Origin of the sequence: Simiduia litorea, from assembly GCF_042853465.1 — a bacterium.
Taxonomy (GTDB): Bacteria; Pseudomonadota; Gammaproteobacteria; order Pseudomonadales; family Cellvibrionaceae; genus Simiduia; species Simiduia litorea.
Genome location: NZ_AP031497.1, coordinates 2552334 through 2569410, shown reverse-complemented (window position 1 = coordinate 2569410; position 17077 = coordinate 2552334). Strand labels below are relative to the sequence as shown.

The 17077-nt window shown below is 47.7% G+C and carries 11 protein-coding genes; 2 read left to right on the top strand and 9 right to left on the bottom strand.

Annotated features, from left to right (window positions below):
• Window positions 1-63: 63 nt before the first annotated feature.
• The 9 genes from tssC to tagH form a co-directional block, all read right to left on the bottom strand.
• Window positions 64-1554, bottom strand: coding sequence for a type VI secretion system contractile sheath large subunit (gene tssC / locus ACGHTT_RS11425; RefSeq protein WP_390590651.1), 1491 nt, complete (start codon window positions 1552-1554; stop codon window positions 64-66).
• A 3-nt stretch (window positions 1555-1557) separates the two neighbouring features.
• The gene (tssB, locus tag ACGHTT_RS11420) at window positions 1558-2073 is read right to left on the bottom strand and encodes a type VI secretion system contractile sheath small subunit (RefSeq protein ID WP_390590648.1); all 516 of its coding nucleotides are present in this window, start codon (window positions 2071-2073) and stop codon (window positions 1558-1560) included.
• Between the two features lie 39 nt (window positions 2074-2112).
• Window positions 2113-3351 carry a type VI secretion system protein TssA gene (gene tssA, locus ACGHTT_RS11415; RefSeq protein WP_390590647.1) on the bottom strand — a complete coding sequence of 413 codons (1239 nt, stop codon included), beginning with the start codon at window positions 3349-3351 and terminating at the stop codon, window positions 2113-2115.
• A gap of 209 nt (window positions 3352-3560) precedes the next feature.
• Entirely contained in the window at window positions 3561-4250 is a 690-nt protein-coding gene (gene tagF, locus ACGHTT_RS11410) for a type VI secretion system-associated protein TagF (RefSeq protein ID WP_390590646.1), read from the bottom strand.
• A 10-nt stretch (window positions 4251-4260) separates the two neighbouring features.
• Complete coding sequence (gene tssM, locus ACGHTT_RS11405; RefSeq protein WP_390590645.1) at window positions 4261-7791, bottom strand: type VI secretion system membrane subunit TssM; 3531 nt, start codon at window positions 7789-7791, stop codon at window positions 4261-4263.
• Between the two features lie 63 nt (window positions 7792-7854).
• Window positions 7855-8679 (bottom strand): type IVB secretion system protein IcmH/DotU, encoded by an 825-nt coding sequence (icmH, locus tag ACGHTT_RS11400; RefSeq protein WP_390590644.1) that lies wholly within the window; start codon window positions 8677-8679, stop codon window positions 7855-7857.
• On the bottom strand, window positions 8679-10016 hold the full coding sequence (gene tssK / locus ACGHTT_RS11395) for a type VI secretion system baseplate subunit TssK (RefSeq protein ID WP_390590643.1): 1338 nt from the start codon (window positions 10014-10016) through the stop codon (window positions 8679-8681). The genes icmH and tssK overlap by 1 nt, the downstream gene beginning before the upstream one ends.
• Window positions 10017-10059: 43 nt before the next feature.
• Window positions 10060-10548, bottom strand: a complete 489-nt coding sequence (gene tssJ / locus ACGHTT_RS11390) for a type VI secretion system lipoprotein TssJ (protein ID WP_390590642.1) — start codon at window positions 10546-10548, stop codon at window positions 10060-10062.
• Window positions 10549-10557: 9 nt separating this feature from the next.
• The gene (gene tagH, locus ACGHTT_RS11385) at window positions 10558-12150 is read right to left on the bottom strand and encodes a type VI secretion system-associated FHA domain protein TagH (RefSeq protein WP_390590640.1); all 1593 of its coding nucleotides are present in this window, start codon (window positions 12148-12150) and stop codon (window positions 10558-10560) included.
• A gap of 324 nt (window positions 12151-12474) precedes the next feature.
• On the opposite strand from tagH, the gene ACGHTT_RS11380 reads away from it, so the two are divergent.
• Complete coding sequence (locus ACGHTT_RS11380; RefSeq protein WP_390590639.1) at window positions 12475-15051, top strand: protein kinase domain-containing protein; 2577 nt, start codon at window positions 12475-12477, stop codon at window positions 15049-15051.
• 34 nt (window positions 15052-15085) lie between these two features.
• Window positions 15086-17059, top strand: coding sequence for a ShlB/FhaC/HecB family hemolysin secretion/activation protein (locus ACGHTT_RS11375; RefSeq protein ID WP_390590638.1), 1974 nt, complete (start codon window positions 15086-15088; stop codon window positions 17057-17059).
• Window positions 17060-17077 lie beyond the last annotated feature (18 nt).

Genomic DNA, 17077 nt, shown 5'->3' with positions numbered 1-17077 from the left:
CGTCACCTTTAAATAAAATTTTGAGCGGGAATAACCGGGCTACCTAGGCAGCCCGGAGATCGGTTAGCTTGGCGTTGGGATGTTTGCAACCATACGCATGGAGGTTGTCAGTTCTTCCATTTGTAGCCAAGGTTTCAAATAGGCAATTGCGCTATATGAACCGGGCTGGCCTGGAATTTCTTTAACTTCTACGCGTGCTTCGGCGAGAGGGTACTTGGCTTTCATCTCCGCACTTGCTTCTGGGTTTGAGTTGGTATACTGAGCAATCCACTTGTTCAACCAGCGCTCGCAATCTGAAGCCTCCATGAACGAGCCTACTTTGTCGCGAGCCATTACTTTGAGGTAATGAGCGATGCGTGAAGTAGCCATCAGATAAGGCAGGCGCGCTGAAATAGATGCATTAGCGGTCGCATCTGGGTTGTCATAAGCTTTTGGCTTCTGAGCGGTTTGGGCGCCGAAAAACACTGAGTAGTCAGTGTTTTTATAATGACACAATGGGAGAAAGCCTTGGTTCGATAATTCGGCTTCTCTTCGGTCGGTAATGCCGATTTCAGTGGGACATTTAAGATCCGTGTCGCCGTCATCGCTCTTAAACAAATGAGTCGGTAAACCTTCAACTTTACCGCCACCCTCAGCACCGCGGATCGCTGTGCACCAAGAGTTTTCAGCAAATGCCTTTGTTAACGTTGCGCCCATGACATAAGAGGCGTTCATCCAGCAGTAGTCATCATGGTTTGCTGACTTGGACATGCCTGATTCATCTTGCTCAAATTCTTCATAATTAAAGGATTCAACGGGTTTGGTGCTCGCACCATAAGGCAGGCGAGACAGCACGCGAGGCATAACTAGCGTGACGAAGCGGGAGTCATCGCTATCGCGGAAGCTGCGCCACTTAATATATTCTGCCGATTCAAATATGCCTCCAAGATCACGTGGTTTCGAAAGCTCAGTGAAACTGTCAAAACCCATCATTTCTGAGCCTGCAGCAGAAATGAACGGACAGAAACCAGCGGCTGCAACGTTAGACATTTTGGTCAGCAATTCGATATCTTCAGGATGATTGCTGAACTCGAAATCGCCAATCATTGCACCATAAGGTTCGCCACCTGCGGTACCGAATTCCTCTTCGTACATTTTTTTGAAGATTTGACTTTGATCAAACTCGACCGCTTTATCTAGGTCGCGGAATAGTTCGCGCTTAGACAGGTTTAAAACACGTATTTTAAGTGTCTTTCCTGTTTCACTATTCATCACTAGGTGATGAAGACCGCGCCATGAACCCTCTAACTTCTGTAATTTTTCTTGATGCTGAATTGCACTGATTTGCTTTGACATTGCAGCGTCAATGGCTTTAACAGCTGAGCTAATGGTATGAGTTAAATTTTTATCCCAAGATACCGTGCCCTGCAGGACTTGCTGGGTTAAATTACTGATCAGATCCTGAGCTTCTTCTCGTGAGGTTTGCTTTGTGTGGCCTATGGCTTGCTCAAGCAGGCTAACGGTTGATTCGCCGGCTTCTGCTGCATTGCTGTCGACTGCCGCTTCTGTACTCATGAATTATTCTCCCTTCTCAGCGTCGCCAATACCTAATTCTTTAGAGATATTGGTCACGTTATCTGCGTTTTTAAGTATATCTTCGAGTACTTTTTCCAGCTCTTCAGAGCGATCAGCTTTGCTGAGTAAGTCTCTTAGTTTGTTTCTTGCCTCTAAAAGTTGTTTGAGCGGCTCGATTTGTTCGACGATTGCCTCTGGACTGAAGGCGTCCATGTTTTTGAAATCTAGATTCACGCCCATTTTGCTGCCATCACCCGCCAGTGTATTCTCGACTTGTAACTCGAGCTTAGGGTTGACCTTTGCCATGGCGTCGTTGAAATTGTCCCGGTCGATTTGTACGAACTTACGTTCTTTCAGGGCTTTTCGGCTTTCCGCATTGTCGCCTGAGTAGTCACCCATAACACCGACTACGAAAGGCAATTCTTTCTTAGCTTCAGCACCATTGGTCTCTACATCATAAGTGATATGCACACGAGGCTTACGTACGCGTTTAAGTTTGCTGTGAATGCTTTCGGACATTTGGGATCTCCTTTCCGTAAGAAAAAAATTCGTGAAAAATTACCAGCCCATTTTACCTGTTTCAGGCTCCGCTGGCTGTGACGCTGGTACCGCTGGCTTATTTTCAGCAGGTGAAGCAACTTTCGCTTTCGGTGGTGCTACATAGGTACTGGTATCGCTACCGTCTAGTTTAACCCCAGTTAATTGCGAGAATAGACCTCGGGCGGACTCTTCGGGCAATAATTGCATCATGAGATCCGATACCGTCATTCTGCCCCAACTAACTAAGCGTTCTAGACTCGGGCCTATAGGTGTGTGGGGTTCATAACGCCTGAAGTATGCAGCAATTTCTTCGAGTCTGCGCAATGCGTCCTCTCGGTCTGCGATAGGGCCTTGAACTAATTTTACGCCTGGTGCGCCGGTTTCCATATCGGGGGTTCCCTCAGCGCTGCTTTCTTGGTCATTGGCATTTGCGGCGTTAATTAGCGCTTCGTTCTCTTCTATTTTCTCTTTATACATGAAGCGCGTCGTGCGTAGTAACTCTTCCAGAAGGTTAGAGATATTTGTACTCGGAGGTGCAAATTTATCGCAGTTTTGACGCAGCGCAGCTTGGGTGGATTTAAAATAATCTAGGCATTCTTCTAGGGTGTCGACGATGGCCACACTATCGCTAACGGATGTGCTTAAAATGGTATCTGTTATGTTTTTGAGCGAATAACCCATAACGTCGATGCGGTCTGATTTCTCGTCTTCATCTACGATTCGATCTGCATCTCTCGCTTGTTGGTACTGCCAGAAGGAGAAGAGCCCGCCGGCATCTTCGAGCGTAATAGGCATATTTCTCAACGGCGCCAGCAAGGTCCCATCGCCGCCATCGCCGTTTAACCCGGTTAAAGGTGCAACTTTGGTCTCCATGCCATCTTCATCGGGTTGTGGGTAGAGACCTTCCCAATGTTCTGTGACGAGGCACTTTATCAGCGCAAGGCCGTCTCGTAAGCCCGCGAGCCCGTGCAGTCTAATGAGCGCTTCGGTATACCAAGCGCTTACTTCGAGATCCTTGCTGATATTCGTAAGTATGTCGGGGGCGAGGCGAGCGACATCTTTCCATGGCGCTAATAAGTCCACATTGTCGTCGAATAACGCGGATCGCTCAGCGGCTCGTGCAGCATTTCTGGCGTCTTTTATGGCATAGAATGCAGAAGTAGGGGATCTATCGGTGCGCAGGTCCGCGCCTTGCGGGCTATCCTCAGAAATTGGCTTTTTGAGGCTTTCTAAGTCAATAACATGTTCTAATGACATCTGTATCGTTTCCCTCGATTTTTCCATCGTCCTTGTCGAAAATTGTTCGCTAAAACATAATCTCCGTAAGGTTCGCTAGACTACACCGGTCTCGTATTTTTAAGAAGCCTTTTGGCCGCATTTCACGACTATCGAACGGAATTTATCGCCTACTTGGCACTTTCGTTCATGTATGAAATGTTATTCCGCTTGTCATCGCGTTGTAAACGCTACATTGCCTCCCAGTCATTTGTCATCATGGGCAGGTAGCATTCAGGGTTTGGTAGATTTGCTGCTGTAAAAATACTAGCCATCATGTCTTCGTTGCCATTACTCAGCCACAAACTAGAACTTGCATTATTGAGGCGGGAAAGAGGGTAGATAAGCTTCGCAGCCCGGTTCTCGTCAGATCCCTGTTGAGTTTGGCAAAGATTGATACCGTGCTGTTCTAAATACATACTTTGGTTTGAGTTCTTAAGCCCGTAGTGGTCCTTTAGACTGTTTAATTGTTGCCAAAGTGAATCGACGTCAGTGCTTGCGTGAAGCGCCTCCACCAATAAATCTGCGGCCTCATCGAGAATATGGCCTCGATTAATTAGGGTGTCGAAGGGATCCGCACGATCGTTAAGTTTAATCACTACAGTGATAGGAAAGTAGCGTCCCACGGAATCCACGCTTGGTACTAGGATACCTATCCATGCGTTGTTATCCACGCAGCCGTGACCTAGGCCAAACTGCCAAACGGGGCAAGTAAGAAAATAGTCGAGCCAGTGTTCTCCCGCGCTATCTTGGCTACTGGCTAGGCAGCGCTGTAGCCACTCATCCCATACCGATACAAATGCCCGCGGTAAGTTCCGCTCTACAAAATCGCCGTGTGCGGGCAGCTTTCCGAAAATGCCTATCTCATAGGTGCTGTTCATATACGGCGAGTTACAGGTACTGTGGACAGTTGTAATTTAACAGCAGGCTGCGATCGAACGGGTTGACGCCCGTATTTGCGATCAGTTTGAATTCAGCTTTGCGGCCATTTTCCTTGAAGACAATATTTTTAATACTGTCGTTGGAGGTCGATTCAATGCTGGAGGCGTCCAGTAATCTAAACCACGCCCAGTCGCCCTCGTAGTGCTTGCGATGTACGGTTTCATTGAGGTCCTCGAAAATAATTCTTACCCGCATTGCTTCTCCGCCAATCCAATTCATGTTTTTCAACGTGCGCGGACCATGTGAATAGTTGACTCTGCTATCGCCGAGCTCTAAAGCAAAGAGGCGTACACCAGAATCAAGTTTGGTGGGTTCAATTTTGAATTTAATACTTGCCGATGACGAGCCAGCGAAAAATGCGCGACGGATATCATCTGCTCGTCGGAATTGACGAAGGCTAGATTGGTTAAAAGCCACGTTATTGCCTTCTAGCGATCTTACCTGCCAGCGACGCGTATCAATGAAAGGTGAGAGGTAATTAGTCACAAAACTTTGCTCTGTACCGCCGGGTTTAAAGTAGCGATTAAATTCTCCCACAGGGGTTTCATAATCGTTGGCAGATTCCATGGGGTAGCGATTGCTAAAATTGTTGATATAACTTGCGTAGACTTGTTCTTTCCAAGCTTGGTCTATGTGAAGCTTGGTTTTTCTGAGTACTAGTGACCAAGTAGAGTCAGCTAAATTATTTAGCCATTCACTAACTGGTGCAGGGGCGCTCTGCGCTTTTATTCTGACCTGTTTGATCGGGCCAGCACCGCCGCTACTGAAGCGCTGCTTGGCGATTGTAAAAGCAGCTTCGTTGCTATCTGGTGCATTATCAATTTCGATGAGCATCTCCTTCAGTGCCTGAATAGAGGCAAGATACTCTTGGATTTGCGCTGGTCTATTATTTGATGACTGGACTAAGTGTTGTATGTCTTGAAATTGGCTGTCTACGGGTGTTGGTTGTACTCGGCTACCTAAAGCATTTACCGCACTCATGCCAAGTGATGCTGTACGACCACCTGCGCTTGCTAGAGCTGAGGGCGCGCCGTCCAATGAAACTTCTACTTTGGGCGTGAGCGAGGTGTTCTCCGCAGTCAACTGTATTAGTGCCAGCAGGGGGGAAGAAATGGGGTCTGATAATTGTTCAAGTTGCGCAATGCCAGTTGACGTTGAGCTCATAGGTGCAAGTTGCACGGCATTGATCAGATCTTTCCACTGTTTGGAATAGGCGGCCATATAGAGCTTTTTAACATTCTCGGCAATCTGCTTTCTATCCGCTTCACTAAAATTCTCGTTTTCACTGTCTTGGCCATAAATCCATCTATCTTCAGCGAGTTTATTTAGCAGTTCTGAATCGGCACCAAAGTCAATGTCTTTGTAGCCTTGCTTGGTGTACAGAAGTGGTATTTGGCTCGATTCTGACTCATAGCTTAAACCGATATCTTGTGCGTTTGCGGCACCCAGTATATCGACTAGGTTTACTTTTTTCTGGCCTAAATCACTGCCTTTTAACTGGTTGAACAGTCGTTGAGGTACCGGTATGCGGCGCAAGCTTTGTTGGCTGATGTTGATGAGTGATACATTGGCTGTCAGTGACTCGGGTTTAGGTTTGGCAAGAGTTTGAGTGAGGTGGCCAACCAAATCTTGTTGTAAATCAGCTTTTCCAGTGAGTTGGAGCTGCCACTTCTCGCCCATGTAGTTTGCCAGTAGCTGTGGGTCCATTTTTTCTGGGTCAAATACGGAAAGGTAAGCTTTGAGGGACTTCAGTAACGCGTCGTCATCGTTGCGAAACTGTTGTAAGTCAGTTTCGATAGCTTTCACCATTAACGGATAAAAGACGTTGCTCAGCTTTTTGTTGTATAGCTGGTCTGCTGCTTGGTCAACTGACTCGTCGTATAACCCGAGATTGCTAAGCCATGGGTGGTCGTCTTTATTGTAAACTGTGCTGGCTAACTTCAAGGAGTTAAAGGCTTTAGCGAGTAAGTTTAAGTTGAGAGGCTCTGTATTTATTGTGGCTTCAAGTGCTTGATAATCTTTTATGTGACCCTGTACTTCGCCAATAGAAATCTTGCTGTTGGCGAGACTACCAAACCACAGAAATAATGTTGCGCAGGTGCATAATGCAAGGGTTACAAATGCTGCGCGCCGGCCCCAGATTAAGGTGTTTTCAAATTTTCGGTTTACGCCCACGAGCTCTGATTCTGGAAAAATAATATCGTTTAAAAGGCGCTGCAAAAAGAAGCTTTTTCCGGTATTTGTTTGAGGTTTACCCATGTCGCGCTCTAGACCAAAATCGGCGCTAACAGATGCCATCATTCGGTCAATAGGGCTGCCTTCTTGTGTTGCACTGGTGAAGTAAACACCTCGTAATAGTGGAGGTGCGTCGTAGCGATTTTCGCTAAAGGTTTGCTTAATGAAATCGCTTAGCACTTCAGATAAGGCTTCCATTCTTGCCGGGAATCCGTGTAAGGCAGAGCGCCTATCGATATTTCGCTCTTGATGTACACGCCAGAGTAACCTGTGGTTCAGCCTGTCAATCAAGCTGTCAAATTCTTGATGGTAACTATCAATATCTTCTCTTAAACCTTTATCTTGGTCGAAGGAAAAGCTAGTACCCCACACTTGTTCGCGTTCTGCCTGCGATAAATTGGCGAAGAACTCGGAAAATCCCGCTACTAAGTCGCACTTTGTGAATGTGAGATAGATGGGAAATCTAATTCCCAACTCTTGTTGTAGTTCGTTAATTCTGGTTCGCAGCGTTTTAGCTTGATGTGCCCGTTGTTCAGCTGTTTGCACCATGAGGTCCTGTAGGCTGATGGCAAGTATGGCGCCATTAATTGGGCGTCTTCTGCGGTGCTTCCTGAGCAAGCTAATGAAAGAGTGCCATGCAGAGTTGTCGATGGTTCGGTGACTGTCTTGTGTGGTATAGCGTCCGGCCGTATCGATCAATACGGCATCATTGGTAAACCACCAGTCGCAATTTCGTGTGCCGCCAACACCGCCGAGAGAATATTGTTCTTGGGCTTTGGACAGTGGAAACTCTAAGCCGGAGTTGAGTAGCGCTGTGGTTTTTCCTGCGCCCGGTGGGCCTATGATGATGTACCAAGGCAGCTGGTACAGTGATTTGGAGCTGCCGCCGCGTTTAAAGCGCGCTCTTTTGAGTGTTTCAAGAGCTTCTTTAAAGCGTGCTGCTATCGCGTCGAGCTCATCTTTGCTGCGCTCTTCGTCTGGTGATATTGATTCGGTTTCCTGTTGTAGTGATTCCACTAGGGCATTGTTCTGCTTGCGCTCCACAAGCCAGCTACTAATATTCCAAACGAGCCAAATGAGCCAGATTGCCGAAATGATAATGGCTCTCGTACCGTAGGCAATCGTATGATTGTCGTCGCCAAATTTAATGTAGTTGGCGCCGAACCAAATTAAGATTGATACGGCAATTAAGCCGATAATTCCCAAAGTCCATTTATGGGTAAAAAAAGCTGCCAGACGATTCACGGCATTCTCCCTTGGTACGTAATTTTACGCGAATATTAAAAATGTGAATGGCTTGTGCACGGGCTATTTGTTTTCTGCTTGCTCAAGAATTTGAGTTGCGATAGGTGCCGTGGTATCGGTGAGCCACCAGCGCATAGTGCTGTAACTCAGTAATAAGATCGTGGCAAAACAGGCCGCTACTACCCACGTTGGAAAGTAATCCATGCGTCGCTTGGGTCGGATAGCGTCGCTTTGCCAATGTGGGGATAAGTCTTGCTCTGGATTTGGTCGGATTCTCTCGATGGTTTTGTAGAGATTGTCCCTTATAATTTCTAACTGTTCATGCCCTCGCGCCTCGAGGCGGTATTTACCTTCGAAGCCAAGGCTTAGGCATAAATAAAAGAGTTCTAGCAAGTCGGCATGTTTACCTGGTGTTTCCAGCAGTTTTTGTAGGATGGTAAAGCATTTTTCACCACCTGATGTTTCGTGGTGAAATAGGCTTAGTAGCGAATGCTGGCTCCAACCGCTTGCGGCTCCCCAAGGTGTATTGAGAACGATCTCGTCGACCACAGTACAAAGTAAATATCGTGCAGTTACAACGGAGTCTTCTGGAATATTTGCGGCGCGCGACTTTTGTTCAAAACTTCTAATTTCTTCGGTCAGCTTTCTGTGCAGTTCTGGAGCTTTGTCGTGACTTAATGTGACGCGCAGTTTTGTCGCAAGGGTTAGCAGGGTGATCGCCCCGTTAACGAGTGGGTTTAGGCCTTTGCGCAGTGATATTTTGTCTGTGATGGGTGCTGCGGCGTAAGCTCGTGTTGGGTTCGGTGCCGGCGCGTTTCCACGCCTAGCGCCAGGTGTTGGGATCATAATGGTTCTATCGCCATTGGATGGGGGATGAGAATTGTTCATTACTGGTTCCTAATGGCCCAAAGTTCCATAATCAAGCCTGGGAAGTTTGCGCCTAAATGGACAGCGAAACCGCCAGATTGTTGCATGTGTTTCCACTGTGCGCTGGATCTATCTAGTTCAAAATAGATAAACCCGGCGTGATAAGGGATTTGCCTAGGCGCTACTGGTAACGCACGGATTTGTATGCCAGGTAGCTGTGTTGTTATCAGTTCGCGAATCGTTTCTACTGGCGCTAGTTTGGCCTGACTCGGGAATCTAGAGCGCAATAGTTCAGTTTGTACATCAGCTTTTACGGCCAAGACAAATGTGCTACTAGAAACCATGCTGTGATCGGTAATAGGGGCAACATGAATTCCGTATTTTCTTTCGACCAGAGAGAGTGAAACGGCGGATTGTTCTAATACAGTACTAAGCGATTGACGCAATGCGTTGAACAAATCTGCGTAGGTGTTTCTTAAGTTGTCGTGCTGATAGGCGTTGAGTTGGGGTGCTCGTTTAGTGGACGCTGTAAAAGTGGCGAGCTCGCCGGCGAGTTGAATCAATTCACTGTAAAGCGTAAATGGGTGTAGCTGGTCCTGGTGTGCATACTGTTGAAGAAGCGGTTGTATACGATTAATTACCTGAAGCAATAAATAATCAGCAATCTCGGCAGATCCAGCTCGGCCACTGTCGGCCAATCTATGCCCTAGTGCATCACCTCGCTGTTTGAGCAGGCCGATAACTTCTTCTAAATAGGCTTTTATACCTGACGACGCTTTGCAAAGCATAATGGGTGGTATGAATTCACGATCCAATTTAATCGGCTTGTCGGCCATTCGCTCGATAACTCTGGCGATGCCGATTGCCGCATAGCCGCTCAAGTCATCAGAACCTAATTTTAAACAGACCCGTAACTTGCCAATTTGTATACGCGCGGGCTCGCTGGATTGTGATGTGCTATTACGTATGTCGTAGTTGAAGGTTTGGTAGCGCGCCTGAGGTAAGTCTTCCTCATTTCTAACCGAGTCTTGGTTGCCTGGTCGTTTTAAAGGCACGCACAGATAGATAATCTGGTTCTGTGTGTTTTCGGGTATTTCCAGAATCTCAGGGGTTAGCTCGATATCTGGCGCGCAATAGGGCGTTCCGTCTGGAAACACGGCTTTCACTTCAGTAATGGAAATCTTGCCTAGATCGAGTGGTTCAGAGTCAATCGCTAGGTGTTGAATGCCCCAGCTGTAGGCGTTTGACGCACCGAGACGGCCCTCGATATAGCGCTCCCAGTATCGATCTTGTTGTTGAAAGTGTTGCGGTCTTAAGAACATTCCCTCAGACCAAACCACCTTGTTCATTGCTGACATATATTTCCCTTCGAGCCAGTGTATCTATTGGATAGTTAGTTTATTAAGGCTTTTTCTTTGAGGCATGTATATCGGTGCCTTTTATTTCCAAATAGATATCATTGGTTTTGTGATCAATGATTTCCACCAGCGCGATAGCTTCGGCATCTTGGTATTGAACGAACTCGGCGAGCACACCCAAGTACTTTACCTCTGGCGTCAAGGAGATTTTTTCAATGCGTGATTCGCCGGGAGCCAATTCTTTTAGCACAATTGTGTCGATAAGATCTTTGCCCAAACGATTATCTGCGTCTTCGTATAGGTTGAGGAAGTCTTCCCTACCGAATTGGCGCGCATCGGCTAGCTTGAAAATGCGAATAACTAAGGGCGATGTACGGTTATCCTGATCAGGGTTGATTTTTGCGGCAGCGTGTAGGTGCAGATTAGCTGTTGTGTCAAAATTCAACGTGCGTCGGGTGGTTTGGCAGCCCGTGATAATGGCTACAGAAAGTAGTAAAAAGGCGGTGAGTTTAAGCTTTGAAAAAATCATCATTTCCTCTGATTAGGGTTTTCGAGATCGGTTCGCCATGGCGCGGGCATTTTTTAAATCTGCGAGTTGCTTTTCGTAGGCGATAGCAAATTCCTCGCCGAATAAATCGTCGTAAGTGCGTTCGCTATCGCGGGTAAGGGATTGATAGTACTCGCTATAGGCCAGCCAATTTTTGGCTTGTTTGCTGCTCAAAAGTCCACCTGATTGACCAAATCTGGCCTCCATGGCTTTCGGCGAAAAGTGCTTAAACATGGCCTGATAGGCTGCTCTCATGCCGGCAAGAACAGCGACTTGATGATCTGAAAGGTCATCGAAGCTATCTTGTACCGCCTCCACAGGCCCCATAAAAGCTGTGCCTTGGCCACTGAACATCGTGCGAATGGCGTCATTAGCGGTGGCCGAAAACTTCAGCGGGTTGTTATCGACGGACTGGATCATGGTCCGCTGCACGCGCAGCTCATTTTTAATACTGTTCCTCGCGCGCAATAGATCAATTAAACGGGCAATCGTTTCTTTCACCACACCCATTGATGCACTTAGCGCCGTGCTTTGTTGATTTGGCGACAATTCTTGTAGCCCAAGCAATTCAATTAGCCCTTTTGGCGGGGTAATGTGTCCGGTGCTAGGTGCGTCGGAAATTGTCGGCGTCGGGCGCGGCTGTTGTACCGGAATGGGGTTGTTGGGAGCTGAAGTAGTGGGCGCTGGAGACCCGTGCAATAGTTCTGCTGAGGCAGCGAAAGGATTAGGCTCCGCGCTCGTCGAAAACGCTTGTGGTGGCGGGTTCACTGGCACTGGCGGAGCCACCGGCGCAGGGTTAACCCTCGGAGCAACAGGCTGAGAGCTGAACTCGTTAGCGGGTGCCGGGTTTTGGGGTTTTACCTTAGGTGTTGAGATATTGTGGCTAAGCGGCTCGGCATGGTCATCCGTTGTGCCATCTTTCCACCAATCGTCTTCCCATTTAGGTGCCGATTGGGATATGGAGGGGGCGTCGAATTGTGCAAGTGGATCTATCTGAGGCTGCGGCGCCTGGCTGAAGTAATCAAGCGGGTCAGCTGGAGCGTCGGATTTAGTAAGAGGCGAGTTGGCGTTGTCGTGATTGTACCCCCATTCGTCGCTGCTGGGCGCAGGGGTTGGTTCTTTGCCATCCAGCCAGCTGTCGAACTGCTGTGCATTCTTTTGGGCTTCTAGCTGTGGTTCCATGCCTGCACTAAATGTCGTTTTGTCAGATGTATCCAGAAAATCGACGGCTCCGAGGCCCTTGGGTAAATTGCTTTTTTCTTTGGCCTGGCGCAAATTCGCCCGTAATTTATAGTCGCCTAACGTGAAAAAATCCCCGTCTTTAAGGGGATGCAATTTTTCGGCTCCGAGTGCTTGCTCGCTGTCGTTGATGAAGAGTCCGTTGGTACTGACGTCCAGCAGTTGGTAGCCGGATTCGTTGAATTGAATTTTACAGTGCTGGGAAGAAACCACGCGGCTGGGGTCGGGTAGTACCCATTGGTTGCTCTCGGCTCGCCCCAGTGTACCGCCTTTTTGAGAGAAGACCTTAGTGTGGTTGAGCATGTTGGTGCTGGCGGGTTCAGCAATTACCGTCAGTATTAAATCCATTTTTATACCGTTTTACTCGTTCAGAATTTGCGGGTGAGTAGTTCGAGTCGACGAATTCTAACGCAGCTACTCGTTCTTTAGTAGTTGGTTGTTTCACGCTTTGAGAAAAAACGTGCTTATCAGGTTGAATTTGAGCTGATTTGGTACATCCGTATTTATTGGCAGGAATTTACTAGTACTTTCTTGGGGGTTGCCCCAGATTTCAAGTAACATATTTTTTTCGAAAAACACCTTCGGTCTATTAGGTACCTATGTACCGAGTGGGTCGTCTTGAGTGATGCTAGTCACGCCCTGGATGGGCTCGCTATTATGCGTGAGTAGAATATGGACATTGAAGATAAAACGCGCGTAGTTCCTAGTCTTGCGGCTAAGGGCAAGCGTGACAAGCAAAGTCAGGGCGAGGCTCGTGCTGCGAAAATGCCGCCGAGTGTACCACTTAGCTCCGCTATGGCTGACGTGGACGCGACCGTATTTGTCGGTTCACCAGCAACTCCTAAGGTCAGCTCTTCACAGCAGCAGTCTGCCGTGTCAATTACTTCCCTCGATAAGACGGTATTTGCATCCACGGGCGGTGAGACTGCGACAATAGCGCCATCGAGCAACAAAACACTGATTAAGGACCGTTTCGAGTTGGTGAGTTTGCTCGGTGTCGGTGGCATGGGGGCAGTATACCGGGCCCTAGATAGACGCAAGGTGGAAGCCAGTGACAGCGACCCTTATTTAGCGGTTAAGCTCTTGAATGACGATTTCAAGCAGCACCCGGATGCCTTTATTTCTCTGCAGCGTGAGTCTAGAAAATCCCAAAGCTTGGCGCACCCAAACATCGTAACGGTTTACGATTTCGATCGAGATGGCGATATGGTTTTTATGACCATGGAGTTTCTTGAGGGCGCGCCGCTCGATAAAATTATTCGTCGCAATGCAGGGCAGGGGGTAGACCCTGAAACTGCGTTTAAAATTTTAAAAGACGTCACTGCGGCCCTTATGCATGCGCATTCACAGCGTATCGTGCATTCAGATTTTAAGCCCGGAAATATTTTTGTCACTAAATCGAAGGGTTCTAAAGTTTTTGACTTTGGCATTGCCCGAGCTGTTTCTGGCGGAATGACCGATGCAGTGGGCGAAAAAACCTTATTCGATGCCGGCACATTGGGCGCATTAACGCCGGCCTACGCCAGTCTCGAGATGTTGAAGGGCGAGGAGCCCTGCCAAAGTGACGATGTGTATGCCTTGGGGTGCGTTGCCTATGAATTATTTACAGGTCGTCACCCGTTTAATAAAACGCCTGCAGATAAAGCGCAGCAGCAAAAAATGCGGCCTCGAAAAATCCGTCAGCTATCTAGGCGTCAATGGAAAGCGCTAGAGCGAGCTTTAGAGTTTACTAGGGAAAAGCGTACCGTTGATGCTGCGGCTTTTCAGCGTGAGTTTTTTGGCGGCCAAAAGACGTTATTGTTAGGTGCTGCAGTGCTTGTGGTTTCTCTGTCGGCCTTGGCCGCTGCATTTATCGTGCAATATCGAGAGCAGGCGGCGGTTGATGCCGTCTATAAGGCGGAGCTTGAACAGAAGCTTCAATCTGAATTGCTGCAGTCTCGCGTTGCAGACAAAAAGCAGTCTATAGCGCGCCTTCTCACGATGGCGAGCTTAACCGTGGATTGGGAGCGGGATTTACGTTTAGAGCTAACGGAATATCAAGGTTTGGCACCCACAGATTTTGATTTCGTGTCAGAGGTCAGTGTTGATGTAGCTACATTATTTCTTGCATCCGCGCGCGAATATATTGCGGCAGCAGAGCTAAGCAATGGTGAGCGAGCGCTGTTGCGATCCGAGGCATGGCAGCAGGGTGGTGGGGACTATGAGGCAATTAAGCAACAATTGCTGAGTGAAAAGGCCGATTTGGAAATGCGCCTTGCGCAAGAGGAGCGCGCTGAGCAAGCTCGCTTAGACGCGCTTCAGCAAGCAGAACGGCGGGCAGAAAGATTGGCTCAAGCAAAAGAACATGCCAGGAAAATTGACCTAGTCGTTGGCAAGATTGAAGGCCAATTACGTTGTGGTTTTAGTATGGATGTTGGTGTTGGTTTACGTGATTCCCTAGCTGAGTTGAAAGCATTAGATAGTAAGAAGTCTTTGCAAATTAGGCCGATCGTTGCCAAGGAATTGGAATCTTGCTTGAAAAACCTCGCGTTGGAAAACCCGTCTCGTGCGCAGCCTTTAGTTGATGCCGCGCAAAAACTATTACCTGCTCAGGTGACAATTTCCAAGTTTAAACTTGATTACTGCGGTCATTTGGAGGCTGGGTCAGGTGGCAGGGGAGCCCGTTACGCCTGTGCAGATTTGCTTGTAAGTGGCGTTGAGGGGCCGTCCTTAGTACGCGTTAATGGCGAGGCGAGAATTCCAATAGCAATTGGTCGCTTTGAAGTCTCTGGTAGAGAGTTATCATTGTTTTGTCGGTCTGAGAAAGTATGCGGCGATTGGATGTCAGCGGGCGACAATCTTCCAGCGGTGAATCTATCCATTGATCTGATTCAGAAGTACCTGGCTTGGCTCTCAAGCCAAACCGGGTATCACTACCGACTGCCTACCTATCGCGAATGGTTCGGTGCTGCCAGTGCCAACGGTGAGCGCGAACAACCGGACCGAAATTGCTACTTAAAATACGGCGGGATTGAAAAGGGTGGGGATTTCATTTCGACAAAATTGGGTAAGGCCAATCAATTTGGACTGGTTAACCATGTTGGAAATGCAAGCGAGATAGTTACCGATGACGATGGTGGCTTGTTAGAAGTTGGCGGTCACCACTCGGACGCAATGAGCGCCTGCCTTGCAACAACTAAGCGACTTTACAGCGATTTGTCTAAGCCGCTGGTTGGGTTTCGAGTGGTCAGGGATGGTGCGCTTAAATAATGCGCTGGCAACGTGAGAAAATAAGACAGTTATCATGGAAAATATTAAATTGAATTTGAAACCACTTTTTAGCGCTATAAGTTCTGTCGTTTTCATCGGCTGTGTGAGTTCATCTGCCGTTGTACAGGCGCAAGCCTCCGATGGCGAGTCTAGTTTTCGAAGTTCAGTGAGATCTGCTTTCGAAAATGATGTAACCCCTATAGCAGAGCAAGATGTTACGAAAGAGTTTCTCTTGCGGACGATAGAAACCAATGACCCGCAACTTAATACAGAAATTCCAGCGCAAAGTATGCGCGCTGAAGGTCCACGTATTACCGTTAAAAAGTTTGTTTATATACGACTTGAGGAATTCCCTGAGTTAGGCATAACAAAGGCTGATGTCGAAGCGGTGACCGAAAAGTTACGACGCGAGTACATGAAAGAAGATCAGGAGCTGGCGCACGGCTTTACTCAGGATAATTTAGTGGAGTTGGCTTCTTATCTGGAAGAGATCGGGGCGAGGGAAATGCCTGAGCAGGTTACCCCTAAGAACTTGCAGCGATTAGTGAATATCGTTAAACAGCAGAATGCTGATAGAGGTATGAGTTATGCGGACATTGAAGAAATAGCTGCAGAAGTAACGGCATATTATCGTCGTAAAGGTTTGTTTTTGGCTCAGGTACAAATTCCGGCTCAGGACGTTGAAGATGGTGTGGTGGCCCTGACGGTGCAGGAAGGTGTTTTAGGCAAGGTCGTCGCGCATGATCAAATACACTATGAGCAAGAGACACTGGCGGAACCTTTTGAAGGTAACATGGGAGAGTTGGTTAACCACGCTGGTGTTGAGGAAGGGCTTTACCTCTTGAATGATCTGCCAGGTTTGGCGGTTACCGGTTATTTTACGCCTGGGGACAATGCCGGAGAGACGGCATTAAATTTGAAGGTGCGAGAGGAGCGGCGTTGGAAGTTGGCTTTGCGGGCCGATAATCATGGTTCTACCTTTACCGGAGATAAGAGAACGTATGCGCTTCTGGATGCGCTTAACCCTTTGGGTTATGGCGATACTTTAACGCTAGGCTTTTTGAAGTCTCATACGCCGGGTAATTCTAATTTAGGTCAGGTTCGATACAGTTTTCCCGTCTTCAGTCCGCGTACTCGCTTTGAGCTTTCGGCCGATTATAACCAGTTTAAATTGACCGATGACGGCGAAGAAATCATTAATCGGCTTGAATTGACTGGCGTGAATAAAACTTATGCGGCAAGTGTCGACCATAAGTGGCGACGTTCGCGAGACTTTAATTTATCTTCAGGTTTTAGCCTGACGGATAAAGAAACGGACATGGATTCCGTCGTCGAGACTTATCGTGGTGGTGATCATGTCCGCGGAGCCGAGCTTGGGTTTTATGTGGACGCCTTGGGTACCAATACGCAGATGTTGAATATCGCCAATGTAAAACTTCAATACGGCCAACATCAAAATGATGTTGTTGAAGAACGTGGAGACGATTTCTATAAATTCGCTTTAGATACCAATAGTTTGTTTTTTGTGCCCCTACCTTTTACGGATTTGAGTTCGCGCTTAGTGCTGAAATCACGCTGGCAGTATAGCGATAGTTTATTACCAGCTTTTGAGCAGCTGTCCTTAGGTGGTGCAAATGGCGTTAGAGCCTATAGTGTACGTGACTATTCCGCTGACCAAGCCGCATTAATTAGCGGTGAGTGGTATTTCAATTTCCCCGAGGTACTTAACCCAACTATCGCGACGGGGACTCGTCTGAACGATGTGCTGCAATTTGGGCTGCTGGCAGACGCTGGCTACGGTAGTGTCGTTAATTTCAGTGAAGATAAATCAGATTCGTGGGCTCGCCTGGCGGGAGCCGGTGTCATCATGAAGTTCAGTTGGGAAGAGGCTTTTGCTGCACAGCTGTCGATTTCTCACCCGTTGATGTCTGAGTCCTCCGTCGAAGGCTTAGGTGATGACGCTAAGTCCGCCCAAGTTTTTGCGGATTTTACATTTTTCTTTAAATAGATTCGAAATTTTATATAC

What these genes read in the sequence shown, in the direction of transcription:
- tagH (WP_390590640.1), bottom strand. Translation starts at nt 12,150, where the DNA reads ATGGATTTAATACTGACGGTAATTGCTGAACCCGCCAGCACCAACATG.
- tssA (WP_390590647.1), bottom strand. Translation starts at nt 3,351, where the DNA reads ATGTCATTAGAACATGTTATTGACTTAGAAAGCCTCAAAAAGCCAATT.
- ACGHTT_RS11380 (WP_390590639.1), top strand. Translation starts at nt 12,475, where the DNA reads ATGGACATTGAAGATAAAACGCGCGTAGTTCCTAGTCTTGCGGCTAAG.
- ACGHTT_RS11375 (WP_390590638.1), top strand. Translation starts at nt 15,086, where the DNA reads ATGGAAAATATTAAATTGAATTTGAAACCACTTTTTAGCGCTATAAGT.
- icmH (WP_390590644.1), bottom strand. Translation starts at nt 8,679, where the DNA reads ATGAACAATTCTCATCCCCCATCCAATGGCGATAGAACCATTATGATC.
- tssK (WP_390590643.1), bottom strand. Translation starts at nt 10,016, where the DNA reads ATGTCAGCAATGAACAAGGTGGTTTGGTCTGAGGGAATGTTCTTAAGA.
- tssB (WP_390590648.1), bottom strand. Translation starts at nt 2,073, where the DNA reads ATGTCCGAAAGCATTCACAGCAAACTTAAACGCGTACGTAAGCCTCGT.
- tssJ (WP_390590642.1), bottom strand. Translation starts at nt 10,548, where the DNA reads ATGATGATTTTTTCAAAGCTTAAACTCACCGCCTTTTTACTACTTTCT.
- tssC (WP_390590651.1), bottom strand. Translation starts at nt 1,554, where the DNA reads ATGAGTACAGAAGCGGCAGTCGACAGCAATGCAGCAGAAGCCGGCGAA.
- tagF (WP_390590646.1), bottom strand. Translation starts at nt 4,250, where the DNA reads ATGAACAGCACCTATGAGATAGGCATTTTCGGAAAGCTGCCCGCACAC.